The sequence below is a fragment of the Pseudomonas sp. 25 R 14 genome (assembly GCF_900004755.1).
In the GTDB taxonomy this organism is placed as follows: Bacteria; Pseudomonadota; Gammaproteobacteria; order Pseudomonadales; family Pseudomonadaceae; genus Aquipseudomonas; species Aquipseudomonas brenneri.
Genome location: NZ_CVTS01000051.1, coordinates 134,315 through 156,953 on the forward strand (window position 1 = coordinate 134,315; position 22,639 = coordinate 156,953).

Consider the following 22,639-nt stretch of genomic DNA (forward strand, 5'->3'; position numbering starts at 1 on the left):
GTTTTTCGCTGGCAAGCCAGCTCCTACAGAGGTGGGGTGTCAGATGGACACTGTCTCGCCCACGGTGTTGCTGTGCAACTCATAGCGCAATTCCTCGACCATCGTCGCGACGTCCTGCGGGGTCTTGAGCTTATTCACGCTGATCCCGGTGACGACCAGGTCCACCCGGCCGCTCTCGGCGTCAAACACCTTCAAGGTCAGTGACGAGTCGCGACACAGGGTGAACTCGCAGGTCAGCGGCAACAAGGCTTCCTCGATGCAATTGCGCAGTTGGGCCAAGGTAAACATGCCAGCCCCCATTAACGACGACGCAGCAACAGACCCAGGAGCAGACCCACGCCCGCCACGATTGCCACAGTGGCCAGGGGTTTGCGTTGGGCAAAGTCACCGACATTGTCCAGCACATCGCCATAGGTCTGTTGCAGTTGGCCGGCCGCCTGGCGCGCTACGCCCTTGGCCTGGAGCTGTTCGTCGTCGGTCATGTCGCCGAGAAAGTCCTGAGCTTTGCCCGCTGCTTTTGCGATGCGGCCTTTGACCTGTTCACTGTTCATGATGCCTCCTTGAAGGGCAAAAAAATCGCCATGGCACAGGGCGTCAAACCCAGTGCCTACCCTTCAAGGTTAAGCAGCGCAGCGGTGTGCAATAAGGCGAATTTGCACTGGTAGTCCTAGTGCATTTGCACCTTATTTCGGGTTTTTTGCCCGCCGCTCCCCGGCAAACAACCCTCGTTCGCGGGCCCAGACGATGGCGGCACTGCGGCTGTGTACGTTGAGTTTGGAATAGACCGTAGCCACATGATTGCGCACGGTGTTGGGCGCCAGCTTCAGGCGCGAGGCGATTTCCTTGTCGGCCAGGCCTTCACAGATCAGCCCCAGTACATCCCGCTCACGGGCGGTCAAGTCGGTGAACGCGATGTTCGGCAGGTTGGGGCTGTTGACGCTCTTGGCGTTGGCCAGTTTTTCAATCAGGGTCTGACTGAACCAGGACGCGTCCTTCATCACTTCTTCGATGGCCGATACCAACTCCAGCTCCGAGCGTTTGCGTTCGGTGATGTTCATCATCACCAGCAGGTAACAGGTGGTGTCCTGAATGCTCACGGTGTCGGCCGACACCACGCAATCAATCACTTCGTTGCCTTTCTTGCGGATCTTCAGATCCTGGCCATCGAGGTTGCCGGCCTTTTCCAGGGTGGCGAACAACTGCGTGCAGGCCTCGCTGCTGTCGATAAAGTTGATCTCGGTGATGGACTTGCCGATCAGTTCTTCACTGGTGTAGCCGGTGATGCTCATGAACGCGTCGTTGACGTCCACCACTTGCTGATTGCCCGCATCGCACACCAGGGTCGGCACCGGTGTCAGGCGGAAAGACTTGGCAAACCGCTCCTCGCTCTGGCGCAGGGCGGTTTCGGCCTTGCGCCGGGGCTCAAGGTCAGTGAAGGAAAACAACATGCATTCCTCATCGTTCATATCCAGCGGCTGGCCGGCGACAATCACCAGCTTGCTGCCGCCTTCAGGCAGCTTGAGCTCGGCTTGCATCTGCGGGATGGTCGCCCCTTCGCCCAGGCGCTGGATCGCCAGCTCCTTGCGTTCGGCCTGTTCCAGCACATCCAGTTCGTATACCGAGCGGCCGATCACCTGATCGCGGTTGTGACCGGTCATTTCGAGGAAACCCTGGTTGACCTTGATATAGCGCAAATCGCTCAAGCGGCAGATCACCGCCGGTGCCGGGTTGGCGTTGAAGGTCTTTTCAAAGCGCTGCTCGGCGCTGGCCCATTCGGTGGCGTCGCTGAGGATCAGCACCAGCAGTTCCGGCTTGCCGGCGCTGTCGGTGAGCGCCAGGCTGCGCAAGCGATGAACCCAGGTGCGGTCGGCGTCGGCGGTGGGGGTGACTTCGACTATCACGTCACTGAACGCTTCGCCGTTGGCCACCCGGCTCAGCGGATAGGCCTCCAGGGCCAGCGGGTGATTGTTGCGATAGCGCAGGGCAAAGCGCTCGGCGTATTCGGCGGTGTTGGCACCGAGCCCGGCAATGTCATCCAGGCCATGCATGGCCAGCGCGGCTTCGTTGGCCCAGAGAATGCTCTGGTCGACCTCGGCGAGAATCACCCCATCGGACAGCCCGGAGATGATCTGCTGCAATTGGCGGCGATTGGTTTCTTGGGCGAGGACGGCCTGGCTCATGGTTTCTCCAAAATGGGTAGGTAAGGACAACCGTGTCTCCTGTAGGCGCGAGCTTGCTCGCGAAGGTCTCCAACGGTAACGCGCGCGCCCTGGAAGAACGCGGCGCCCTCAGGTTCTTCGCGAGCAAGCTCGCGCCTACAAAACAGGGCGTGTCTGGCACATGTGGAGTACGACAACAGAGCCTGAGCATAGTGCAGAGCCAATCACCCTGGCAGGGTGCGAATGCACCAGTGTACCTAGTGCAATTGTGCCGAGACCGCAGCCACCGACCTGGACACACTGAAGGCCTACTCATTTGTCCAAGGATCGATCATGACCACCCTCTATGAAACCAACCGTTCGCCGTTTCGCGTGTCTTGGGGCTCGGTACTGGCCGGTAGTGCAATTGCCCTGGTGACCTCTCTGGTACTGAGCGTACTGGGCACCGCCATCGGCGCCAGCGCGGTCGACGCGATGCAGGCCGGTAACCCGTTGAGTGGCTTTGGTACCGGCGCTGGTATCTGGCTGTTTGTCTCCACGCTGCTGGCGATTGGCGTGGGTGCCTTCGTTGCCGGGCGCACGGCCCCGGATCGCGGTGGCCTGCATGGCATCCTGAGCTGGACCATCACCACCTTGCTGACCACCTGGCTGCTGGCGGCGTTGGCCACCAGCGTTGTCGGCGCAGCGGGCAATGTCGTAGGCAAAGGCCTGTCGGCGGCGGGCAGCGGGATTGCCGCCGTGGCGCCGGGTATCAGCGACAGCGTCAAGCAGCAGTTGAACGAACAGGGCATCAGCCTGGATTGGGACAGCTTGCAGGGCGAACTCGACACCTTGCTCAAGCAAAGCGGCAAGGCTGAGCTGGATCCGGCCACGGTCGAGCAGAAAGCCGAGCAGATTGGTGCTGATGGCAAGCAATCGGCCACCGATGCAGCAACCGACCCGGCCCAGGCTGCGACCGAACTCAAGCAATGGTTCGAGCGCGTCAAGGCTTCCGGTGAGCCTGCGTTGAATGCGGCGGACAAAGAAGCGCTGGTCAACATTGTCGCGGCCCGCACCGGCAAGAGCCAGGCCGAGGCCAGCCAGATTGTCGAGAACTATGCCCAGGCATATCAGCAGGCCGTGCAGAAAGTCGAAGAGCTCAAGGCCCAGGCTGAACAAAAGGCCCGCGAAGCCGGTGAAATCGCGGCCCAGCAACTGTCCCGCGCGGCCTGGAGCACATTGCTGATGTTGCTGTTGGGGGCTGCATTGAGCTTTGGTATGGGGCGCCTGGCCATTTCGACTCGTAAAGTGCCAATGGCTTGATCAAGGCCAATTGATGTCTTAGCGGCATCACCTTGCGTGAGCGCGTAAACTGTCGACCTTTTACGCGCATCACGCAAAGGTATGCTTTTGACCCTGCTAAAAACCACAACCCTGCTGTTACTCACCCTCCTGCTGGCAGCGTGCGGCACTTCACCGCCACGCACGCCCAATGACATCTGTGGCATCTTCCGCGAAAAGGATGACTGGTACGACGCGGCCAAAGTCACCCAGAAGCGCTGGGGTGTGCCGATCCAGGTGCCGTTTGCCATCATGTATCAGGAGTCGGGCTTCCGGCAGAACGCCAAGACCCCGCGCAAATACCTGTTGTGGATCATTCCCTGGGGCCGTGTCAGCACCGCCGCCGGCTACGCCCAGGCCAAGGATGAAGTGTGGGGCGACTACCAGAAAAGCACCGGCCGCAACTGGGCCAGCCGCCAGGACTTCGACGATGCCATCGACTTTGTCGGTTGGTACATGGACAAGACCGCCACCATCAACGGCGTGTACAAATATGACGCCTATGGCCAATACCTGAACTACCACGAAGGCTGGGGCGGTTACCGTAACCGCACCTATGCCAGCAAGGCGTGGCTGTTGCCGGTTGCCGGCAAGGTCAAGGCCCGCTCCGATATGTATGCACGCCAATATGCGGGGTGCAAGGCGGACCTGGAGCGGGGGTTCTGGAGCCGGTTTTGGCGGTGGCTGTGAGTGAGCGCGGGTAAGACTCATGGGCCTTACCCGCGTGTTTACGCGACCAATCTTCCAACCAAAGGCACAATCAACAAGGTGCTCAGCGCCATCGAAATCACATTGCCGATGTAAGGATGAAAGTGCGCCGGCATCCGTCCTGCAATTGCGCAGGCCAATGGCGGCGCAACCAGCGCCCCGAGCAATGCACTTGAGCCGATCACCATCCAACTGCCGCCATGGGTCAGCACTGCCGCTGGCACGACCGACACCAACGGCACATAGGTGGGATACCAACCGCGCTTGATCCACTGGCTGCGCCAGATCACCACGCCCAGTGCCGAAGTCAGCGCCTGGGCGCCGACCAGTTGCAGCACCAATCCCGAGCCATAGGCGGCGCTCACGGGGTTCAAGGCATACGCCAGCATGACCCCGGCCAGCAGGCCGAGGCTGGCCCACTCATTACCGAAAAACGGCGCTTCGGAAAAATCAGCCAACACCCTGCGCAGGCTCCAGGCCACGCCATAAGACGGTGGCTTGGCCGGGGCCGGCCTGGGCGGGGCGATATAGCCGGAACGCACCAGCACCGGTACGCGTCGGCACACTACAAAGGCAATCACGCTGCCCACCGCCATGCCCAGTACGTTGCCAATCACGACAGGCAAACCCAGCGGGACACAGACAAAATTGACGATCAGCAAGCACGTTGGCGTGACCAGTAGCGCACCCAGCAACGCGCCGTTGAGCGTGACCTTCCAGCCGCCGCCAAACATCAGCACCATTGCCGCCGGCAATGACACAAACGCCGCAAAGGTCGGCTGCCAGGTAGCGGCGGTGACCGTCCACCCCCACAGCAGGTTACTCAGCAGCAGGCCCAGCAGGGAACTGGTTACCAGCCACGGCCATAACCCACTGCCGTAGCAAATCGCAAAACCCTGCCAGCGCTTGCCGGTTCGGCTGGCCCACCAGGCCAGGTATGCACCCGCCAACAAACCGAGGGAGGCCAGTTCATGTTTGTAGAAGGCCACCTCGCTGATATCCCCCACTACCCAGCGTAGCCAGGCGATGGGCTCCGGAAAGCCCTCCACCATATCGTTGTAGCCGGGCCAGGAGCCTGGGTGTGTGAATGCAATCCAGAGGATCAGCAAGGCGCTGATGAGCCCTAGTGTGATTACCGCCTTATCGACCGATGATCGTTCGGTGCCGGGTTTCAGGAACAGGTTTTCCATGATCCACCGTCCTTTTAGCGTGGCAGGGCGGGGTGTTGGGAATACCCGAGCATCTGATCGTAAAGATCATTGCGCCGGTCACGTTGCAGGTCATTGAGGCTGTTCCAGATCGGCGCACTGCGGGCACTGGTCAGGTCGATATCGGCGAACAGAATTTCCTGGCGATCGGCTGACGCCACTTTGCCGATGGGCCAGCCATTGGTCCCGGCAATCAACGAGCAGCCCAGGTAGCGCGCGTCGCGCTCTTCACCGATACGACTGGCAGCGGCGATGAACACGTTGTTGACGTGTGCCGCAGTCATGGTCAGATAGGACGCCATGCATTTGCCGGCCTCATCGAACAGCGGCGGCGGTGTCCAGACCCAGTTGTTGAGGCTGCAAATAATGTCGGCGCCTTGTTGGCTGAGGATGCGTGGTACTTCCGGGAACCAGATATCCCAGCAGATCAACAGGCCAATCCGCCCGATAGGTGTTTCAAACACCGGAAACCCCAGGTTGCCGGGGGTGAACCAGAGTTTTTCCAGGTTCCACAGATGAGCCTTGCGGTATTTGCCGATCAACCCATCCGGCCCCAGCAATACCGCGGTATTAAACAGTTGCCGGCCATCGATCTCATTCAGGCCCGCCACCAGATACACCTGGTGCGTGGCGGCAAACGCCATCCAGGCCTGCACACTGGCGCCGCCTGGAATGACCTCGGCATGCTCGAATGCATCCTGGCGACTGCTGAAGAAATAGCCGCAGTTCGACAACTCGGGCAGTACGATCAGGTTAGCCCCACCGTTGACGGCCTCGGCGGCCAACGCCAGGCTGCGGCGTAGATTGCTTTCGCGGTTATCCAGGCCGACCTGGGGGGCGAACTGCACGACAGCGACGCGGACAGGGCTTGTTGGTTCGCTCATTGCGGGTGACCTCTTATTGTTATGCAACCGGGGTGGTTGGTTTTTCATAAGAGGGGAAAAAATGGGTGAGGTTAAGTCAGATGCTTCTGGCTGAGCTGTAGCCTGGATCCTTTAGAGGGCGCTTGCCAAAGGCGCTTGATTCTGGGAAAAAGCCAGCCTGTATGAACCCAACGAGACCCCCATGAGCAACGAAGAACTGCAAATCACCGACCTGCGCCAAGGCGACGGAAAAACCGTGGTCAAGGGGGCGCTGATCACCACCCAATACACCGGCACCCTGGAAGACGGTACGGTGTTTGATTCCTCCTGGGAGCGGGGCAAGCCGTTCCAATGTGTGATCGGTACCGGTCGAGTGATTAAGGGTTGGGACCAGGGCTTGATGGGCATGCAGGTCGGTGGTGTGCGCAAGCTGTTTGTGCCGGCGCATCTGGCCTATGGCGAGCGGACGATGGGTGCGCATATAAAGCCCCATAGCAATCTGCATTTTGAGATCGAGTTGCTGGAAGTGCTGACGCGCGATGATTGAAGGTCCAAGACCCGACTCCTACAGTGATTTGTCCTACCGTTCGCCTGTCTCCCCTTGAATGGCGGGTGCTGCTGCTGATACTGTATAAAAATACAGTATTCGGTATCCCGCCATGCAGTTGATCGAAAAACTCAGCATCCTCGCCGATGCCGCCAAGTACGACGCGTCATGCGCCAGCAGCGGTGCGCCCAAGCGCAGTTCCGAGGGCAAGGCGGGGCTGGGCTCGACCGACGGCATGGGCATCTGTCACAGCTACACCCCGGACGGGCGCTGTGTGTCGTTGCTCAAGGTATTGCTGACCAATTTCTGCCTCTACGACTGCCAATACTGCGTCAACCGCCGCTCCAGCGACGTGCCCCGTGCGCGGTTCAGCCCGGAGGAGGTGGTGACGCTGACCCTGGACTTCTATCGGCGTAATTGTGTCAGCGGGTTGTTTCTCAGTTCGGGGATCATCCGTTCGGCGGACTACACCATGGAGCAACTGGTACGGGTCGCCAAGTTGCTGCGCGAGGTGCATGACTTTCGCGGTTATATCCACCTCAAGACCATTCCCGAAGCGGATCCTGCATTGATTGCCGAGGCCGGGCGTTACGCCGATCGCTTGAGCGTGAACATTGAACTGCCCACCGATAAAAGCCTGCAGATCCTGGCGCCGGAAAAGCAGATCGGCTCGATAAAGCAGGCGATGCAGACGATTTTCACCGGCGAGCAAACCGTGCTCAACGAACCCCGTGCACCGCGTTTTGCGCCAGCGGGGCAAAGCACGCAGATGATTGTCGGTGCCGATGACACGGACGACAGCACCATCCTCCACGGCGCCGAGGCGTTGTATGGCAACTTCAAGTTGCGCCGGGTCTATTACTCGGCGTTCAGCCCGATTCCCAATAGCCCGAAAAGCGTGCCTCTGGCGGCGCCGCCGTTGATGCGTGAGCACCGCTTGTATCAAGCGGATTTCCTGCTGCGCAGTTATGGTTTTCGCGCCAATGAACTGTTCGCGGGGCCGGGGGATCTGGCGCTGGATATCGACCCCAAGCTGGCCTGGGCCCTGGAGCATCGCGAGGTGTTCCCGCTGGACCTGAACCGTGCCGAGGCGACCTTGATCGCGCGTATCCCGGGGATTGGCCTGCGCACCACCGAGCGTCTGGTGGAACTGCGCCGGCAACGCAAGATCCGCTTTGAGGACCTGGCGCGCATGCGCTGCGTGCTGACCAAGGCCAAGCCGTTTTTCATCACCAGTGACTACCATCCCCAGCAGGCCGAAAGCACCAGCGTGCTGTTGCGCGAGCAACTGCGTGATCGTCCGCAACCGCAACAGATGGGGTTATGGGGATGATCAGCCTGGAGTGCGACAACCTGTTCAGCACCTGGCGCGAGCAGGCGCGCTGGTTGCTCAGCCATCAGATCGACCCCAGCCATGTGAGTTGGGGCGAAGTGGAAGTGGCCGACCTGTTCGCCACCGATGAGCACTATCCGACCCACAATGGCCCGTTCCAGGCGCGTATTCCCAAGGCCCTGCTGGAGCTGCTGGAAAGTGCCGCCTGTTACCACGGCGAACAACGCTGGAGCCTGCTGTACGAAGTGCTGTGGCGTGTCAGCCATGGCGACCGCACGGCGATGATGGCGGGGGATCAACTGGGCAGCGAACTGCAACGACGGATCAAGCAGGTACGACGCGAAGCCCACCACCTGCATGCGTTTGTGCGCTTTATCGCCCTGCCGGCGGCAGTGGGCCCGCAGATGCCGGAGTACGTGGCGTGGCATGAGCCGGCCCACGATATCCTGCACAGCGCCAGCCAGCACTTTGTCGGGCGCATGGGCCGTCATCGCTGGATGATCGCCACGCCACTGGATGGGGTGTATTACGACGGTGAGCAGTTGATTCATCAACGCCAGTGCCCGGAGCAATGGCAGCAATTGGCACGGAATGTCGAGGATCCACACAGTGCCATGTGGCTGACCTACTACAGCCATATCTTCAACCCGGCGCGGTTGAATCCCAAGGTCATGGAAGGGCACTTGCCGAGCCGGTTCTGGAAGAATCTGCCGGAGGGCAAGTTGATACCGGGGTTGATCAGCGAGGCGCGGACGGGGAAGCAGCGGGATGGACAGGCGAGCCTCGTGGCGGCTCGGCGAGGTAAGAAAATATCAAGCGGGCACAGTTAAATGTGGGAGCGGGCTTGTGTGGGAGCTGGCTTGCCTGCGATAGCATCACCTCGGTATAACTGATAGACCGAGGCGTCTGCATCGCAGGCAAGCCAGCTCCCACACAAGCTTGCTCCCACAGTTGATCTCTGTTGTGTCAGGGGGTGGTGATTAGGCCAACTCAGTCGCGGTGTTTTTCACCACCGCCAACTCCGGATGTGCCACCAATTTATCAATGTGCAGCTCGTCATTGTTCAACCAGGTTTCCGTCAACACGCGGTAGTGCTCCATGTCCCGGCAGCGCATGCGCAGGCTGTAGTCGAACGGCCCGCTGATCAACTGGCATTCGAACACCTGCGGGCACGCCTTGACGCAGGCTTCGAAGGCCTTTTGCGCCGAGCGCCCGCTCTGGTTGGACAGGGCCACCAGCACCAGCAGCGACAACCCCGGCGAGACCATCTGCACATCGATGATCGCGCCATAGCCACGAATCACCCCGCGTCGCTCCAGCTTGCGCACCCGTTCCAGGCAGGGCCTGGGCGTCAGATGCACCAGCGAAGAGAGCTTTTCGTAGGTGATACGCCCCTGATGGCGCAGGACATCGATGATGGCTTCATCAATGCGATCCAGCGCAGGGGAGGAGTGGGGTCCGTTGGCCTTGGTATCCATGGTCGATTCTGTATTCACTTCAAGCGGTTGGAGAGAAATTGCTGCAAGCGTTCGCTGTTGGGATGGTCGAGGATCTCGGCACTGCCTTGCTCTTCGACGCGGCCCTGGTGCAGGAACAACACCTGGCTGGAGACTTGCCGGGCGAAGCCCATTTCGTGGGTGACCATGAGCATGGTACGACCTTCCTCGGCCAACGTCTGTATGACTTTGAGGACTTCTCCTACAAGCTCTGGATCCAGCGCCGAGGTCGGTTCGTCGAACAGGATAATCTCCGGCTCCATGGCCAGGGCCCGCGCGATAGCCACCCGCTGTTGCTGGCCCCCGGAGAGAAACGCCGGGTATTGATCAGCGACCCGGCCCGGCAGGCCGACTTTGTCCAGGTACATCCGCGCGCGTTTTTCCGCTTCGGCGGCACTCACGCCCAGCACCCGGCGCGGCGCCATGCAGATGTTTTCCAGTACCGTCATGTGGCTCCACAGGTTGAAGTGCTGGAACACCATGGCCAGGCGCGTACGCAGGTTCTGCAGTTGTGCCTGGTGCGGCGCCTGTACGCCGGCGCGGCCCCGGCGCATTTCAATGCTGATGCCATCCAGGGTAATCACCCCGGCGTCGGGTTGTTCGAGGAAGTTGATGCAGCGCAGCAGGGTGCTTTTGCCGGAGCCGCTGGCACCGATCAGGCTGATCACATCGCCCTTGCTGGCGTTGAGCGAAACGCCCTTGAGCACTTCATGCTCGCCGTAGCTTTTATGCAGGTCTTGGACCTTGAGCTTGACGCTGGCGCTGGCCGCAACAGCCGTCGGGCGGGAGACGGCAAGGTCAGCAGGGTGAGCGGCCAGGGCCTGTGCGGACTGGTTCATGGGTTAGCCTCGGGTCGGGACAAGAAAGCGCATCCAGCGTCGTTCGGCCAGTCGGAACAGGCCCACCAATGCAAAGGACAGCAGCATGTACAGCAGCGCGGCAATGCCGAAAGCCTGGAACGTCATGAACGTCTCGGCATTGGCATCGCGGGCCACCTTGAGGATGTCGGCGATGGTTGCGGTAAACGCCAGGGACGTGGCGTGCAGCATCAGGATCATTTCGTTGCTGTAGGCCGGCAACGCGCGGCGCAGTGCAGCGGGAATCACCACGAACAGGTTCATCCGCCAGCCGTGCAGGCCATAGGCCCGCGCGGCTTCAATCTCGCCATGGGGAATATTGCGAATGGCCCCGGCGAAGATCTCCACGGTGTAGGCACAGGTATTGAGTACAAACGCCAGCAGCGTGCAGTTCAGCGCGTTGCGGAAAAACTGATTGAGCAGGGCGTTGTCCTGCACCATTTCCAGGCTGTACAGGCCGGTGTAGCAAATCAGCAATTGGATATACAGCGGCGTGCCGCGAAACAGGTAGGTGTAGACCTCCACCGGCCAGCGTAGCCAGAAGTGCTCGCTGACGCGGGCAATCGCCAGCGGGATCGACAGGAAAAACCCGAGGATCACCGACACAATAAACAGCCACAAGGTCATGGCCACCCCGGAAAAGCCCGAGCCATCGGTCCACAGGTACGCCAGGCCGTATTGCTGGATCAGTTCAATCATCGCGCGAGCCCCTTGATGCCGACGTTGTAGCGCCGTTCCAGGCGTTTGAAGATGCGGTTGGAGAGGGTGGTGATCAACAGGTACACCAAGCCCGCGAGGATCAGGAAGTACAGCGGGTCATTGGTGGTCTTGCCGGCGTTCTGCGCAGCCTTGACCAGGTCTGCCAGGCCGATGATCGACACCAGCGCCGTGGACTTGAGCAGCACCAGCCAGTTATTGCCCAACCCCGGCAGCGCAAAGCGCATCAATTGCGGGAACATCACCAGCCTGAAGCGCTGCCAGCGACTCAAGCCGTAGGCCGTTGCCGCTTCCAGTTGGCCCACGGGCACACTGAGCATCGCGCCGCGAAAGTTTTCGGTGAAATATGCCCCGTAGATAAAGCCCAGGGTGATCACGCCGGCAGTGAACGGATCGATTTCGAAGTAGTTCCAGCCGAGCATTTCGGTCAGGTCATTGAGCCACAGTTGCAGGCTGTAGAAGATCAGCAGGATCAGCACCAGGTCCGGCACACTGCGGATCAAGGTGGTGTAGAGCGTGGCCGGGATACGCAGCAGCTTGTGGCTGGACAGCTTGGCACCCGCAGCGATCAGGCCCAGGGCCAGGCTCAGCACCAGCGCCAGGAACGCCAGTTTGATGGTCATCCAGGCGCCCTGGGCCAGCAGCGGGCCGAAGCCTTGCAGGTTGAGGAGTTCATTCATGGAGGGAGATCTCGATGGGCACGGTTTCCCTTTTGTAGGAGCGAGCTTGCTCGCGAAGAACTCAAGGGCACCGCGTTTAATCTGGTTTTACGCGTTATCGTTGACGTTTTTCGCGAGCAAGCTCGCTCCTACAGGGGAGAGGCGATTTGAGGACGTTATTCGTGGTAGATATCGTCGTCGCCGAAGTACTTCTTCTGGATCAGCGCGTAAGTACCATCAGCCTGGATGGCAGCAATGCCCTTGTTGATCAGCGCCAGTAGCTCCTGGTCGTTCTTGCGCAGGCCCATGGCAATGTCCAGCGGCAAGGTCGGATCCTTGAAGGCCGGGCCGGACTGGTAGTCGGCGCCTTCAGGCTTGGACAGGAAGTTGAGCTGGGCTTCGAGTTTGTCGGTCAGCGTCGCGTCGAGGCGACCGTTTTGCAGGTCGGCATAGTTCTGGTCCTGGGACTGATACGCCTTGACCTGGGCGCCGAGCTTGGCCAGGTGCGCGCGGGCGTAGGCTTCCTGTAGCGAGCCCTGGAGCACACCGACTTGCTTGCCTTTGAGCGATTCCGGGGTGTCGCCGAAGCCGGCGCCCTTGCGGGTGATCACCGAGGTGGGGCTGAGGAACAGGCGGTCGCTGAAGTCGATCTGTTTTTGCCGGGCCGGGGTCACGGCCATGGAGGACATGATGGCGTCGAACTTGCGCGCACGCAGCGCCGGGATCATGCCGTCGAATTCGTTGTGGACCCAGGTGCATTTGACTTCGAGCTTGGCGCAGATGGCGTTGCCCAGTTCAATGTCGAAACCTTGCAGGCTGCCATCGGCGGCCACGGATTCAAAGGGTGGGTACTCGGGGAACACGCCGAAACGGATTTCTTTCCATTCCTGGGCCTGGACGGCGGTGGCGCACAAAGGCAGGAGCAGCGCGGCGATGAGTGATCGGAGCGGAGTCATGGTGTTTTCCCTATATTTTGTAATTGATGTCAGGGCAGTAGAAAGGGTGCTGCATGCATTCATTTGCTGACTCTTTGGTCGCGCTCAGAATGCTTCATGGTGGTGCGTTTTTTGTGTCGTTTACCGGGGTGTTGGCATGCGGAATACGCTGTTAAAACGCGGGCGGCAGCGGAATCGGCTGCAAGACCCGGTATATCGGCTTTTCAAACCGCCTATCTCGGCCTGCTACTTGCGCAAAGCAGCAGGCCAGAGCGGTTTCAGGCGCGCTTTTTATGCTGTGCGGCTGGTTGCTGCGCCAGGCGTGCGAACAGGTCCTTGGGGTCGGCCAGGTCTGGCACCAACTCCAGCTCGCTGCCCACGTCGAGGGCCTTGGCCACGTCCAGCACATAACGCAGGGCCGAGTAGTCTTCGAGGGCAAAACCCACCGAGTCGAACAGGGTGACCTGGCGTGCGTTTTCCCGGCCCGGCTTCTGGCCGTTGATCACTTGCCACAGCTCGGTGACTGGCGAATCCTCGGGCATATGCTGGATTTCGCCCTCGATACGGCTTTGTGGTTCGTACTCGACGATCACCCGCGCGCGCTCGACGATACGGCGGTCCAGCTCGGTCTTGCCGGGGCAGTCGCCGCCGACGGCATTGAGGTGCATGCCCGGCTCGATCATCTCGTCGGTGAGGATGGTGGCGTAGGCCTTGTCGGCGGTGACGGTGGTGACGATATCGGCGCCTTTGACCGCTTCGGCCACGCTGCCGGCCAGGATCACCTTGATCGCCGGGAAGGCCTTGAGATTGTTTGCCAGTTTGGCCATGGCCTTGGCGTCGATATCGAACAGGCGGATTTCTGTGATCCCGAGCATGGCGTGGAACGCCAGGGCCTGGAATTCACTCTGCGAGCCGTTGCCGATCAGCGCCATGCTGCGGCTGTTGTCGCGGGCCAGGTAGCGCGCGACCAGGGCCGAGGTGGCGGCGGTGCGAATTGCGGTGGTCAGGGTCATCTCGCTGAGCAATACCGGTTTGCCCGTATCCACATCCCCCAGGGCGCCAAAGGCCATGACGGTGAGCATGCCGCTCTGGGTGTTTTTCGGGTGGCCATTGACGTATTTGAAGGCATACAGCGAAGCATCCGAGACCGGCATCAGTTCGATCACACCCTCGGGCGAGTGGTTGGCCAGGCGTGCGCATTTCTCAAAGTCATTCCAGCGCAGGTAGTCGGCGCGGATGTACTCGGCCATCTCGGTGATGCAGGTTTGCAGGCCCTTTTGCGATACCAGGTAGCTGAGGTCGTTGACGTCGATATAACGGGTCATGGAAAAACTCCTTATTGGAATGAGGCGCGGGCCGGCAGATGCACTTCGGCCAACATGCAGCGGGCACTGCCGCCGCCGATGCGTTCGATATTGTCGATATTCACCACCACCGGGTGGGTATGGCGCTCCACATGCTGGCGCTGCGCGGGCTTGAGCGATTGCCAGGCGCTGTTGGACATCACCAATAGCGGCTGGCCGTCGCGGTCGTGGACTTCCAGCATGTTGCCGGCGAAGGCTTCCAATTGGTCGAAGTCCAGGGGCAGGATGTCCTTGCCGGTATCGCGCAGGGAGCGTTCCAGGCCCTGGCGTTCGTGCTCTTCGGGCAACGCTTGCAGGCACACCACCGACAGGTCGCGGCCCACGCTCATCATCACGTTGCTGTGATAGATCGGCGCGTGATGACGGTCGACGGCATGGAAGGCGCAGACCTGATAGTCCAGGCGCTCGGCGAACTGGCGCAGGGCGTCATGGTGGGTGCGCCCGGAATGGCAGGCATAGCTGATGCGATGCTGGCGGTCGAGGACCATGCTGCCGGTGCCTTCGAGGAACATGTTCTGTTGTTCGAGGTGGCTGAAGTCGATGGTGCCTTTGATTGCGAAGCGTTGCTCCAGCACTTGCAGCACGCCTTTGTTGCGTTCCAGGCGGCGGTTCTGTCCTTCCATCGGGTACAGCACCAGGCTGCCGTCGGCGTGGCTGCTCCACCAGTTGTTGGGGAAGATCGAATCCGGAGTGTGGGGCGCGGGGGTGTCCTGTACCACCAGCACTTCCACGCCATGCTTGCGCAGGGTGTCGACGTAACCGTCGAACTCTTCCAGCGCTTTGTGCTGTGCGGCCTGGGGATCGGCGGGCGCGCGCTGGAAGCGGTTGTTGATCGCGGTGTCCGGGTTAAAGGCAAAGTGTGCCGGGCGGATCATCAAGACGGTATTGGTGGTTTGCATGGGGGCACGAGTCCATGAGGTTGGGCATTGAGGCTATTGTGTGCGCTCTGGTTGCAGAATCCCGGCTGAAACAAGGTCGCGCCTCAGCCGGGAAAGCTGAAAAGAGGGGTGAGGCAGCCGAATCGGCTGTAGCGTCGAGCGCCGCTCAAAATGTGGGAGCTCCCACACAAGCCCACACATAGGTATTGTGGTGGCTGTCGTAACGTCGTCCGTCAGGAGGAGTCATGTCTACCGCCGTTCGCCTTGCTCAAGCCTCGGATGCCGAAGGCATCAGCCAGGTCATCCTTGCCGCCCTGCACAGCAGCAACGCCGGCGATTACCCGGCGGACGTGATTGCCCGGGTGGCGAGCAACTTCACGCCGCAGGCGGTCCTGCAATTGCTCACGCGGCGCACCGTGCTGGTTGCACTCCAGGATCAGCAAATCGTCGCGACCGCCGCCCTTGATACCAATGTCGTGCGTTCGGTGTTCGTCAACCCGGCACTGCAAGGGCAGGGCATCGGCCGCCAACTGATGGTCGATATCGAACAGCGGGCCCGTGAAGCTGGGGTCACGGTGCTGAGCGTACCGTCGTCCCTCACCGCCGAGCCGTTCTATACCAGGCTGGGGTTTCATACCGTGCGCGATGTGTATCACGGCAACGAGCGCACGCTGGTGATGGAGAAGGTATTGTCGTCACGCCATCCCATCGGCGTCTATCGCGACCGCCAGCACCGTGCCCAGGTGGCAGCGCTGTGGCAGCAAGCGTTTGGTTATGACACGCCACACAACCGGCCGGAACTGGCGATTGATAAAAAGCTGGCGGTCGACGATGGGCTGTTTTTTGTCGCTACCGATAAGACGGCGGTGATCGGTACCTTGATGGCCGGTTACGACGGGCATCGTGGCTGGTTGTATTCGGTGGCCGTGCATCCCGACTATCGCCGCCAGGGCCTGGGCGCGTCATTGGTGCGGCATGGGGAGCAGGCGTTGATCGCCTTGGGCTGCCTGAAGATCAACCTGCAGATCAATCTGGGCAACGATACGGTGGTGGGGTTCTACGAAGCGCTGGGGTATGGCGTGGAACCGAGGATCAGCATGGGCAAGAAGATTGCGCAGAATCTCCCCAAACCCTGAAGTCACCCCAAAACAAATGTGGGAGCGGGCTTGCTCGCGAATGCGGTGGGTCAGTCAACATCATCAGTGACTGACCCACCGCATTCGCGAGCAAGCCCGCTCCCACACAAACCGGCTCCTGCAATCAGTGTTGGCTTAGACCTTGACGATCCAGCCCGCTGGCGCTTCGACATCACCGGACTGCACACCGGTCAGCTCTTTGTAGAGCTTCTGGGTGACCGGGCCGACGTCTTTTTCGCTGTAGAACACGTGCAGCTTGTCTTTGTACTCAATGCCGCCAATCGGCGTGATCACGGCAGCGGTACCACAGGCACCGGCTTCCTTGAAGTCTGCCAGTTTGTCGATCAGCACATCACCTTCAACCACTTCCAGGCCCAGGCGGGTCTTGGCCAGCTCGATCAGCGACAGGCGGGTGATGCCTGGCAGTACCGACGGCGAGTTCGGGGTGACGAACTTGTTGTCGTGGGTGATCCCGAAGAAGTTGGCCGAGCCGACTTCTTCGATTTTCGAGTGGGTGGCCGGGTCCAGGTAGATGCAGTCGGCAAAGTTGGCTTTTTTCGCCAGGGAGCCGGGCATCAGGCTGGCCGCGTAGTTGCCACCGACCTTGGCGGCGCCGGTGCCGTTTGGCGCGGCGCGGTCGTAGCCGGAGATCAGGAAGTTGTGCGGGGTCAGGCCGCCCTTGAAGTAGGCGCCGACCGGGATGCAGAAGATCGAGAAGATGAACTCGGGCGCGGTACGCACGCCGATGTTGTCACCGGTGCCGATCACGAACGGGCGCAGGTACAGCGCGCCGCCGGTGCCGTACGGCGGGATGAAACGCTCGTTGGCGCGGACCACTTCCTTGCAGGCTTCGATAAAGGCTTCGGTCGGCACTTGTGGCATCAGCAAGCGGCCGCAACTGCGCTGCATGCGGGCGGCGTTCTGGTCCGGGCGGAACAGGTTGATCGAGCCGTCCTTGCAGCGATAGGCCTTGAGGCCTTCAAAGCACTGCTGGCCGTAGTGCAGGGCAGTGGAGCCCTCGCTGATGTGCAGCACGTTGTCGTCGGTCAGGGTGCCTTCTTGCCAGGCGCCGTCTTTCCAGGTCTGGAGGAAGCGCTTGTCGGTCTTGATGTAGTCAAAACCCAATTTGTCCCAATTGATGCTTTCGTTACTCATGACACCCTCTATCTCTTTGCAACCGCCTGGTCGAAGGCAGGCTTTCGGTTTATTTCCGGATGGGCGCAACAATACTTCATTCCGCTGCTGGTCTTCCAGTTGCATGCGGTTCCTGTAGGAGCGAGCTTGCTCGCGAGAATCGTCAACGATAACGCGTATAATCAAAATAAACGCGGTGCCCTTGAGTTTTTCGCGAGCAAGCTCGCTCCTACAGGGTTGTGTGTGGCTTTTTACAGATGCAGGGCATGCCCCAAGGCCCGCAGGGCTGCTTCCTGCACCGCTTCGCCCAAGGTTGGATGGGCATGAATGGTGCCGGCCACATCTTCCAGGCGGGCGCCCATTTCCAGGCTCAGGCCAAACGCCGTGGACAGCTCGGACACGCCAACCCCCACTGCCTGCCAGCCGACAATCAGGTGATTGTCGCGGCGCGCTACCACCCGCACGAAGCCGGTTTTTGACTCCAGGGTCATGGCCCGGCCATTGGCGGCGAACGGGAAGCTCGACACGATGCAGTCCAGGCCTGCCGCCTTGGCTTCGTCCGGGGTCTTGCCGACCACCACCAGTTCCGGGTCGGTAAAACACACCGCCGGGATCGCCGCCGGGTTGAATTCCCGGGATTTACCGCTGATCAGTTCGGCGACCATTTCGCCCTGGGCCATGGCCCGGTGCGCCAGCATCGGCTCGCCGCTCAGGTCACCGATGGCCCAGACATTGCGCATGCTGGTCTGGCAACGGTTGTCGATCTTGATCGCCGCACCGTTCATCGCCAGGTTCAAGGCTTCCAGGTTCCAGCCCTGGGTGTTGGGTTTGCGCCCGACGGCGACCAGTACCTGGTCGGTGTCCAAAGAGAGCGTGTCGCCATTTGGATCGCGTACCTGCAGGCTGCCACCTTCAAACCCGGTGACGCTGTGCTTGAGGTACAACTTGACCCCCAGTTGCTTGAGGGACTCGGCCACCGGTTGCGTCAGCTCGGCGTCGTAGGCTGGCAGGATGCGATCCTGGGCTTCGACCACGCTGACCTCGGCGCCCAGTTTGCGATAGGCAATCCCCAGCTCCAGGCCGATGTAACCGCCACCGACCACGATCAAGCGTTTGGGTACGCGGGTTGGCGCCAGGGCTTCGGTGGACGAGATGATCGGCCCGCCAATCGGCAGCATCGGCAGGTTGATGCTTTTCGAGCCGGTGGCCAGCAGCAGGTGTTCGCACTGGATGCGTTGCTCGCCTACCTCCACGGTCTTGCCGTCGATGACCTTGGCCCAGCCATGGATCACCTGGACCTTGTGCTTTTTCAGCAGCGCGGCGACGCCAGTGGTCAGGCGGTCGACAATGCCGTCTTTCCATTCCACGCTCTTGCGGATATCCAGGCTCGGCACATCCACGTCGATGCCCAGGGCCGAACCCTGGCTCAGGTGTACGGTTTGCTGGAACTGTTCGGCCACGTGAATCAGCGCCTTGGACGGAATGCAGCCGATGTTCAGGCAGGTGCCGCCCAACGCCTGGCCTTCTACCAGGATGGTCGGGATGCCCAGTTGGCCGGCACGAATGGCTGCCACATAGCCGCCAGGGCCGCCGCCGATAATCAGCAGCGTGGTGTTCAATGCTTGCGACATGACTTACTCCAGGAACAGGCTGGCGGGTTGTTCGAGCAAGCCACGGATGGCCTGGATGAATTGCGCCGCGTCCATGCCATCGACCACCCGGTGATCGAAGGAGCTGGAAAGGTTCATCATCTTGCGGATCACGATCTGCCCCTTGATCACCATCGGCCGCTCGACGATGCGGTTGACCCCGACAATCGCCACTTCCGGCAGGTTCAGCACCGGGGTGCTGACAATCCCGCCCAGCGCGCCAAGGCTGGTCAGGGTGATGGTCGAGCCCGACAGCTCGTCGCGGCTGGCCTTGCCATTGCGTGCAGCAGTGGCCAGGCGGGTGATTTCCTCGGCGGTACTCCACAGGCTGCGCGCCTCGGCGTGCCGTACCACCGGCACCATCAGCCCAACATCGCTCTGGGTGGCGACGCCCACATGCACCGCGCCAAGACGGGTGATGACCTGGGCTTCGTCGTCATAACGCGCATTGATCTGCGGGAAGTCACGCAGCGCCACGACCATCGCCCGCACCAAAAATGGCAACAGGGTCAGCTTGCCGCGGCTGGCACCGTGTTTTTCATTGAGGTGTACGCGCAAGTCGTCGAGGGCCGTCACGTCGATTTCTTCGACGTAGCTGAAGTGTGCGGCGCGGCGGGTCGCGTCCTGCATGCGCTGGGCGATCTTGCGACGCATGCCGATCACCGGGATCTGCTCTTCGTCGTTGCGTTCGGCATACGGGTTGGCGCCGGCCGAGGCCCGCGTGGAACCCTGTTGCAGATAGGCATCGAGGTCTTCATGCAGAATGCGCCCGGCCGGGCCCGAGCCCTGGACCAGACGTAACTGGATCCCGGCGTCCAGCGCATGCTTGCGCACGGCCGGGGAGGCCAGCGGGCGCTCGGCGGCGTCACGGGCCACCGGGGCTTGCGCTGTTGTCACTACCGGCTTGGTCGCTGCCGGCTTGCTTTCAACCACGGGTGCCTTGGTTTGGGCTTGCGGTGCCGGCGCGGCGTGTGCAACCACCGCCGACAGCGCCGATTCCTTGGTATTGCCGGCGCCTTCCACTTCAATGCTGATCAGGATGCTGCCCACCGCCATGACTTCACCCGGCTCGCCGCCGAGGGCAATCACCTTGCCGTGGACTGGCGAGGGGATGTCCACCATCGCCTTGTCGGTCATCACATCCGCCAGTACCTGGTCTTCGACGACCATGTCGCCGACCTTGACGTGCCACACCGACAACTCAACCTCTGCGATGCCTTCGCCAATGTCCGGCATCTTGATAACGTGCGTGCCCATTCAGACCTCCATGACCCGTTGCAAAGCCGCGCCCACACGGGACGGGCCAGGGAAATACGCCCACTCTTGCGCGTGGGGGTAGGGGGTGTCCCAACCGGTCACACGTTCGATTGGCGCTTCCAGGTGGTGGAAGCAGTGTTCTTGCACCAACGACACCAGCTCGGCGCCGAAGCCGCAGGTACGGGTGGCTTCATGCACCACCACGCAACGGCCGGTCTTTTTCACTGACTTGACGATGGTTTCCAGGTCCAGCGGCCACAGGCTGCGCAGGTCGATGACTTCGGCGTCGATCCCGGTTTCTTCGGCGGCCACTTGCGACACATACACCGTGGTGCCATAGGTCAGCACGGTCACGGCCGAGCCAGGGCGCACGATGGCGGCCACATCCAGCGGTACGGTGTAGTAACCGTCCGGCACCTGCGCCTGCGGGTGCTTGGACCATGGCGTTACCGGGCGATCGTGGTGGCCGTCGAACGGGCCGTTGTACAGGCGCTTGGGCTCCAGGAAGATCACCGGGTCATCGTTTTCGATTGAGGCGATCAGCAGGCCCTTGGCGTCATACGGGTTGGACGGCATCACCGTGCGCAGGCCGCAGACCTGGGTGAACACCGCTTCGATACTCTGGCTGTGGGTCTGGCCGCCATAGATGCCGCCGCCGCAAGGCATGCGCATGGTCAAAGGCGCGGTGAACTGGCCGGCCGAGCGATAGCGCAGGCGCGCCGCTTCCGAGATGATCTGGTCGGTGGCGGGGTAGACATAGTCGGCGAACTGGATCTCGGCTACCGGCCGCAAGCCATACGCGCCCATGCCCACGGCCACACCAACGATGCCGCTTTCGGAGATCGGTGCGTCGAATACCCGCGAGGTGCCGTATTTGGTCTGCAAGCCTTCGGTGCAACGGAACACGCCGCCGAAATAACCGACGTCCTGGCCGAACACCACCACGTTGTCGTCACGCTCAAGCATCACATCCATGGCCGAGCGCAGGGCCTGGATCATGGTCATGGTGGAAGTGGTCATGGCGGTTTCCAACTCGATTTTATTGTTGTGATCGTTCATGTCAGATCCCCAACTCTTGACGCTGGCGCTTCAAGTGCTCCGGCATCTCTTTATAGACGTCTTCGAACATGCTCGCGGCGCTCGGGATCTGGCCACCGGCCAGGGTGCCGTACTGTTCGGCTTCTTTCTGCGCGCTGATCACTTCGGCTTCCAGCTCTGCACTGACTGTGGCGTGTTCCTCTTCGGACCACTGGCCAATCTTGATCAGGTGCTGCTTGAGGCGGGCAATCGGGTCGCCCAGCGGGAAATGGCTCCAGTCGTCGGCAGGCCGGTACTTGGATGGGTCATCCGAGGTGGAGTGCGGGCCAGCGCGGTAGGTGACCCATTCGATCAGGGTCGGGCCGAGGTTGCGTCGCGCACGTTCTGCGGCCCAGGCGGAGGCGGCGTAGACGGCGATGAAGTCGTTGCCGTCCACGCGCAGGGAGGCGATGCCGCAACCCACGCCGCGTCCGGCAAAGGTCGTGGCCTCACCGCCGGCAATCGCCTGGAAGGTGGAGATTGCCCACTGGTTGTTGACCACGTTGAGAATCACCGGCGCGCGGTACACGTGGGCGAAGGTCAGGGCGGTGTGGAAGTCCGATTCGGCGGTGGCGCCATCGCCGATCCACGCCGAGGCGATCTTGGTATCGCCCTTGATCGCCGAGGCCATGCCCCAGCCCACGCCCTGTACGAATTGGGTGGCGAGGTTGCCGGAAATGGTGAAGAAACCAAAGTCCTTGACCGAGTACATGATCGGCAACTGGCGGCCCTTGAGCGGGTCGCGCTCGTTGGACAGCAGTTGGCAGATCAGGTCCACCAGCGGCACTTCGCGGGCCATCAGGATGCTTTGCTGGCGGTAGGTGGGGAAGCACATGTCGTCGATGTTCAAGGCCAGGGCCTGGGCGCTGCCGATGGCTTCTTCGCCAAGGCTTTGCATGTAGAACGACATTTTTTTCTGGCGTTGGGCGACCACCATGCGGTTGTCGAAGATTCGTGTCTTGAGCATGGCACGCATGCCGCGGCGCAAAATCTCTACCGGCACACCTTCAGCCCAGGGGCCCAGGGCCTGGCCCTGGTCGTCGAGCACGCGGATCAGGCCCTTGGCCAGGTCGGCGGTGTCGGCGGGTTCTACGTCAACAGCGGGTTTGCGCACCGTACCGGCGTCGGTCAGACGCAGGTAGGTAAAGTCGGTCTTGCAACCTGGGCGGCCGGAAGGCTCGGGAACGTGCAGGCGCAGCGGTTCATAGTGCTGGGTCATGGCTTTCTACGCTCGATCTTGTGGATTTCTTATAGTGGGCGCGCTTAGCTGACAGTCAGTCCCCGGGTAAGGGAAATCTTGTCCTACAACAATCATAGGCCGGGCTGGGGAGAATATTTATCT

Annotated in this window: 23 protein-coding genes and 1 pseudogene; 7 read left to right on the forward strand and 17 right to left on the reverse strand. The window is 61.2% G+C overall.

Translation table 11 applies throughout. The annotated features are described in order from the left end of the window. Window positions 1-39: 39 nt before the first annotated feature. From BFQ03_RS18050 to BFQ03_RS18060, 3 genes are all read right to left on the reverse strand, one after another. The gene (locus tag BFQ03_RS18050) at window positions 40-288 is read right to left on the reverse strand and encodes a DUF1652 domain-containing protein (protein WP_032860207.1); all 249 of its coding nucleotides are present in this window, start codon (window positions 286-288) and stop codon (window positions 40-42) included. Between the two features lie 11 nt (window positions 289-299). Continuing rightward, complete coding sequence (locus BFQ03_RS18055; protein WP_032860206.1) at window positions 300-551, reverse strand: CsbD family protein; 252 nt, start codon at window positions 549-551, stop codon at window positions 300-302. A 132-nt stretch (window positions 552-683) separates the two neighbouring features. Next, entirely contained in the window at window positions 684-2,180 is a 1,497-nt protein-coding gene (locus tag BFQ03_RS18060) for a PAS domain S-box protein (protein WP_032860205.1), read from the reverse strand. Between the two features lie 32 nt (window positions 2,181-2,212). Between BFQ03_RS18060 and BFQ03_RS30735 the strand changes: the two are divergent. From BFQ03_RS30735 to BFQ03_RS18070, 3 genes and pseudogenes are all read left to right on the forward strand, one after another. Further along, window positions 2,213-2,320 (forward strand): annotated as a pseudogene (locus BFQ03_RS30735) (outer membrane lipoprotein carrier protein LolA); the annotation flags it as partial. Window positions 2,321-2,492: 172 nt separating this feature from the next. Next, window positions 2,493-3,461 (forward strand): hypothetical protein, encoded by a 969-nt coding sequence (locus tag BFQ03_RS18065; RefSeq protein ID WP_065943683.1) that lies wholly within the window; start codon window positions 2,493-2,495, stop codon window positions 3,459-3,461. A gap of 81 nt (window positions 3,462-3,542) precedes the next feature. Then, window positions 3,543-4,169: a transglycosylase SLT domain-containing protein gene (locus BFQ03_RS18070; RefSeq protein ID WP_065943684.1), complete on the forward strand. Its 627-nt coding sequence runs from the start codon at window positions 3,543-3,545 to the stop codon at window positions 4,167-4,169. Window positions 4,170-4,207: 38 nt separating this feature from the next. On the opposite strand, the gene BFQ03_RS18075 is transcribed toward BFQ03_RS18070, so the two are convergent. After that, on the reverse strand, window positions 4,208-5,377 hold the full coding sequence (locus tag BFQ03_RS18075) for a hypothetical protein (RefSeq protein ID WP_139115706.1): 1,170 nt from the start codon (window positions 5,375-5,377) through the stop codon (window positions 4,208-4,210). 14 nt (window positions 5,378-5,391) lie between these two features. Continuing rightward, window positions 5,392-6,279 (reverse strand): nitrilase family protein, encoded by an 888-nt coding sequence (locus BFQ03_RS18080; protein WP_065943685.1) that lies wholly within the window; start codon window positions 6,277-6,279, stop codon window positions 5,392-5,394. Between the two features lie 181 nt (window positions 6,280-6,460). Here BFQ03_RS18080 and BFQ03_RS18085 point away from each other — a divergent pair, with 181 nt between their 5' ends. The 3 genes from BFQ03_RS18085 to BFQ03_RS18095 all read left to right on the forward strand — a co-directional run bounded on the left by BFQ03_RS18085 (window position 6,461) and on the right by BFQ03_RS18095 (window position 8,968). After that, entirely contained in the window at window positions 6,461-6,805 is a 345-nt protein-coding gene (locus BFQ03_RS18085) for an FKBP-type peptidyl-prolyl cis-trans isomerase (protein ID WP_065943686.1), read from the forward strand. Window positions 6,806-6,917: 112 nt separating this feature from the next. Continuing rightward, on the forward strand, window positions 6,918-8,138 hold the full coding sequence (locus BFQ03_RS18090) for a putative DNA modification/repair radical SAM protein (protein ID WP_032860186.1): 1,221 nt from the start codon (window positions 6,918-6,920) through the stop codon (window positions 8,136-8,138). Continuing rightward, window positions 8,135-8,968: a TIGR03915 family putative DNA repair protein gene (locus BFQ03_RS18095; protein ID WP_032860185.1), complete on the forward strand. Its 834-nt coding sequence runs from the start codon at window positions 8,135-8,137 to the stop codon at window positions 8,966-8,968. The genes BFQ03_RS18090 and BFQ03_RS18095 overlap by 4 nt, the downstream gene beginning before the upstream one ends. Before the next feature lie 150 nt (window positions 8,969-9,118). On the opposite strand, the gene BFQ03_RS18100 is transcribed toward BFQ03_RS18095, so the two are convergent. From BFQ03_RS18100 to BFQ03_RS18130, 7 genes are all read right to left on the reverse strand, one after another. Continuing rightward, window positions 9,119-9,616, reverse strand: a complete 498-nt coding sequence (locus BFQ03_RS18100) for an Lrp/AsnC family transcriptional regulator (RefSeq protein WP_029296543.1) — start codon at window positions 9,614-9,616, stop codon at window positions 9,119-9,121. Between the two features lie 14 nt (window positions 9,617-9,630). Next, window positions 9,631-10,473, reverse strand: coding sequence for an ABC transporter ATP-binding protein (locus BFQ03_RS18105; RefSeq protein WP_032860184.1), 843 nt, complete (start codon window positions 10,471-10,473; stop codon window positions 9,631-9,633). A gap of 3 nt (window positions 10,474-10,476) precedes the next feature. Further along, window positions 10,477-11,190: an ABC transporter permease gene (locus BFQ03_RS18110; RefSeq protein WP_065943687.1), complete on the reverse strand. Its 714-nt coding sequence runs from the start codon at window positions 11,188-11,190 to the stop codon at window positions 10,477-10,479. Next, window positions 11,187-11,888 (reverse strand): ABC transporter permease, encoded by a 702-nt coding sequence (locus BFQ03_RS18115; protein WP_065943688.1) that lies wholly within the window; start codon window positions 11,886-11,888, stop codon window positions 11,187-11,189. The genes BFQ03_RS18110 and BFQ03_RS18115 overlap by 4 nt, the downstream gene beginning before the upstream one ends. Before the next feature lie 155 nt (window positions 11,889-12,043). After that, the gene (locus BFQ03_RS18120; RefSeq protein ID WP_032860181.1) at window positions 12,044-12,823 is read right to left on the reverse strand and encodes an ABC transporter substrate-binding protein; all 780 of its coding nucleotides are present in this window, start codon (window positions 12,821-12,823) and stop codon (window positions 12,044-12,046) included. Between the two features lie 257 nt (window positions 12,824-13,080). Beyond that, complete coding sequence (locus tag BFQ03_RS18125) at window positions 13,081-14,127, reverse strand: ornithine cyclodeaminase (protein ID WP_032860180.1); 1,047 nt, start codon at window positions 14,125-14,127, stop codon at window positions 13,081-13,083. Window positions 14,128-14,138: 11 nt separating this feature from the next. Continuing rightward, the gene (locus BFQ03_RS18130) at window positions 14,139-15,065 is read right to left on the reverse strand and encodes a citrulline utilization hydrolase CtlX (protein WP_032860179.1); all 927 of its coding nucleotides are present in this window, start codon (window positions 15,063-15,065) and stop codon (window positions 14,139-14,141) included. Between the two features lie 224 nt (window positions 15,066-15,289). Between BFQ03_RS18130 and BFQ03_RS29185 the strand changes: the two genes are divergently transcribed. Beyond that, window positions 15,290-16,180 carry a GNAT family acetyltransferase gene (locus tag BFQ03_RS29185; RefSeq protein WP_082445576.1) on the forward strand — a complete coding sequence of 297 codons (891 nt, stop codon included), beginning with the start codon at window positions 15,290-15,292 and terminating at the stop codon, window positions 16,178-16,180. A gap of 135 nt (window positions 16,181-16,315) precedes the next feature. On the opposite strand, the gene BFQ03_RS18140 is transcribed toward BFQ03_RS29185, so the two are convergent. From BFQ03_RS18140 to BFQ03_RS18160, 5 genes are all read right to left on the reverse strand, one after another. Beyond that, window positions 16,316-17,335 carry a branched-chain amino acid aminotransferase gene (locus tag BFQ03_RS18140; RefSeq protein WP_065943689.1) on the reverse strand — a complete coding sequence of 340 codons (1,020 nt, stop codon included), beginning with the start codon at window positions 17,333-17,335 and terminating at the stop codon, window positions 16,316-16,318. Window positions 17,336-17,565: 230 nt separating this feature from the next. Continuing rightward, window positions 17,566-18,945: a dihydrolipoyl dehydrogenase gene (gene lpdA, locus BFQ03_RS18145; RefSeq protein ID WP_065943690.1), complete on the reverse strand. Its 1,380-nt coding sequence runs from the start codon at window positions 18,943-18,945 to the stop codon at window positions 17,566-17,568. Window positions 18,946-18,948: 3 nt separating this feature from the next. Then, window positions 18,949-20,220 carry a dihydrolipoamide acetyltransferase family protein gene (locus BFQ03_RS18150; protein ID WP_065943691.1) on the reverse strand — a complete coding sequence of 424 codons (1,272 nt, stop codon included), beginning with the start codon at window positions 20,218-20,220 and terminating at the stop codon, window positions 18,949-18,951. Continuing rightward, complete coding sequence (locus BFQ03_RS18155; RefSeq protein WP_032860175.1) at window positions 20,221-21,279, reverse strand: alpha-ketoacid dehydrogenase subunit beta; 1,059 nt, start codon at window positions 21,277-21,279, stop codon at window positions 20,221-20,223. Window position 21,280: 1 nt separating this feature from the next. After that, complete coding sequence (locus BFQ03_RS18160; RefSeq protein WP_032860174.1) at window positions 21,281-22,516, reverse strand: 3-methyl-2-oxobutanoate dehydrogenase (2-methylpropanoyl-transferring) subunit alpha; 1,236 nt, start codon at window positions 22,514-22,516, stop codon at window positions 21,281-21,283. Window positions 22,517-22,639: the final 123 nt, after the last annotated feature.

Excerpts from the sequence above, each read along its gene's own strand:
- BFQ03_RS18050 (WP_032860207.1), bottom strand. The coding sequence starts at position 288 with ATGTTTACCTTGGCCCAACTGCGCAATTGCATCGAGGAAGCCTTGTTG.
- BFQ03_RS18055 (WP_032860206.1), bottom strand. The coding sequence starts at position 551 with ATGAACAGTGAACAGGTCAAAGGCCGCATCGCAAAAGCAGCGGGCAAA.
- BFQ03_RS18060 (WP_032860205.1), bottom strand. The coding sequence starts at position 2,180 with ATGAGCCAGGCCGTCCTCGCCCAAGAAACCAATCGCCGCCAATTGCAG.
- BFQ03_RS18065 (WP_065943683.1), top strand. The coding sequence starts at position 2,493 with ATGACCACCCTCTATGAAACCAACCGTTCGCCGTTTCGCGTGTCTTGG.
- BFQ03_RS18070 (WP_065943684.1), top strand. The coding sequence starts at position 3,543 with ATGCTTTTGACCCTGCTAAAAACCACAACCCTGCTGTTACTCACCCTC.
- BFQ03_RS18075 (WP_139115706.1), bottom strand. The coding sequence starts at position 5,377 with ATGGAAAACCTGTTCCTGAAACCCGGCACCGAACGATCATCGGTCGAT.
- BFQ03_RS18080 (WP_065943685.1), bottom strand. The coding sequence starts at position 6,279 with ATGAGCGAACCAACAAGCCCTGTCCGCGTCGCTGTCGTGCAGTTCGCC.
- BFQ03_RS18085 (WP_065943686.1), top strand. The coding sequence starts at position 6,461 with ATGAGCAACGAAGAACTGCAAATCACCGACCTGCGCCAAGGCGACGGA.
- BFQ03_RS18090 (WP_032860186.1), top strand. The coding sequence starts at position 6,918 with ATGCAGTTGATCGAAAAACTCAGCATCCTCGCCGATGCCGCCAAGTAC.
- BFQ03_RS18095 (WP_032860185.1), top strand. The coding sequence starts at position 8,135 with ATGATCAGCCTGGAGTGCGACAACCTGTTCAGCACCTGGCGCGAGCAG.
- BFQ03_RS18100 (WP_029296543.1), bottom strand. The coding sequence starts at position 9,616 with ATGGATACCAAGGCCAACGGACCCCACTCCTCCCCTGCGCTGGATCGC.
- BFQ03_RS18105 (WP_032860184.1), bottom strand. The coding sequence starts at position 10,473 with ATGAACCAGTCCGCACAGGCCCTGGCCGCTCACCCTGCTGACCTTGCC.
- BFQ03_RS18110 (WP_065943687.1), bottom strand. The coding sequence starts at position 11,190 with ATGATTGAACTGATCCAGCAATACGGCCTGGCGTACCTGTGGACCGAT.
- BFQ03_RS18115 (WP_065943688.1), bottom strand. The coding sequence starts at position 11,888 with ATGAATGAACTCCTCAACCTGCAAGGCTTCGGCCCGCTGCTGGCCCAG.
- BFQ03_RS18120 (WP_032860181.1), bottom strand. The coding sequence starts at position 12,823 with ATGACTCCGCTCCGATCACTCATCGCCGCGCTGCTCCTGCCTTTGTGC.
- BFQ03_RS18125 (WP_032860180.1), bottom strand. The coding sequence starts at position 14,127 with ATGACCCGTTATATCGACGTCAACGACCTCAGCTACCTGGTATCGCAA.
- BFQ03_RS18130 (WP_032860179.1), bottom strand. The coding sequence starts at position 15,065 with ATGCAAACCACCAATACCGTCTTGATGATCCGCCCGGCACACTTTGCC.
- BFQ03_RS29185 (WP_082445576.1), top strand. The coding sequence starts at position 15,290 with ATGTCTACCGCCGTTCGCCTTGCTCAAGCCTCGGATGCCGAAGGCATC.
- BFQ03_RS18140 (WP_065943689.1), bottom strand. The coding sequence starts at position 17,335 with ATGAGTAACGAAAGCATCAATTGGGACAAATTGGGTTTTGACTACATC.
- lpdA (WP_065943690.1), bottom strand. The coding sequence starts at position 18,945 with ATGTCGCAAGCATTGAACACCACGCTGCTGATTATCGGCGGCGGCCCT.
- BFQ03_RS18150 (WP_065943691.1), bottom strand. The coding sequence starts at position 20,220 with ATGGGCACGCACGTTATCAAGATGCCGGACATTGGCGAAGGCATCGCA.
- BFQ03_RS18155 (WP_032860175.1), bottom strand. The coding sequence starts at position 21,279 with ATGAACGATCACAACAATAAAATCGAGTTGGAAACCGCCATGACCACT.
- BFQ03_RS18160 (WP_032860174.1), bottom strand. The coding sequence starts at position 22,516 with ATGACCCAGCACTATGAACCGCTGCGCCTGCACGTTCCCGAGCCTTCC.